Source organism: Alloyangia pacifica, assembly GCF_020524285.1.
GTDB classification, from domain to species: Bacteria; Pseudomonadota; Alphaproteobacteria; order Rhodobacterales; family Rhodobacteraceae; genus Salipiger; species Salipiger pacificus_B.
The window spans coordinates 1-782 of sequence record NZ_JAIVKX010000044.1; the positions used below are offsets into that span (position 1 = coordinate 1).

General features: G+C 69.2%; 1 protein-coding gene. It reads left to right on the forward strand.

What is annotated here, in order from left to right:
- Window positions 1-782: aldehyde dehydrogenase family protein (locus LC039_RS26760; protein WP_226629939.1), on the forward strand; the 782-nt coding region annotated here is incomplete at both ends.

A 782-nucleotide genomic window follows, 5' to 3' on the forward strand; every position in this document is an offset into this window, starting at 1 on the left:
ATGCCCAAGGGCGTCTTCTCGCTCGTGCAGGGCGGCAAGCGCGACGTCGGCCAGGCGCTGGTGCAGCACCCGCTGATCAATGCCGTGGGCTTCACCGGCTCGCTCGGCGGCGGCCGCGCCCTGTTCGATCTCTGCGCGCAGCGCGAGGTGCCGATCCCCTTCTTCGGCGAGCTGGGCTCGGTGAACCCGATGTTCCTCCTTCCCGAAGCCATCAAGACGCGCGGCGCCGAGATCGGCACCGGCTGGGCCGGCTCGCTGACGATGGGCGCCGGCCAGTTCTGCACCAACCCCGGCATCGCCGTGGTGGAGACGGGCGCCGCGGGCGACGCCTTTGTCGCCGCCGCCGCCGAGGCGCTGAAGGGTGTGACCACCCAATGCATGCTAACCAATGGTATCGCGCAGGCGTATAAAGACGGTAAATCCCGCTTCGATGGCCGCAATGCCGTCAAGCCGGTGCTGACCACCGACAGCGAGGGCCGCGATGCGCTGCCCAACCTCTTCGAGACGGATGCGGCGAATTACCTGCAGGATCATGCGCTTGGCGAGGAGGTCTTCGGCCCGCTCGGGCTCGTGGTGCGGGTCTCGGGCCCGGACGAGATGGAGACGCTTGCCAAGGGCTTCGAGGGCCAGCTCACCGCCACGATCCACATGGACGAGGCCGACACGCCCCTCGCGCAGCGGCTGATGCCGGTGCTCGAGCGCAAGGCGGGCCGGGTGCTGGTCAACGGCTTCCCGACCGGCGTCGAGGTCTGCGACGCGATGGTGCACGGCGGACCTTACCC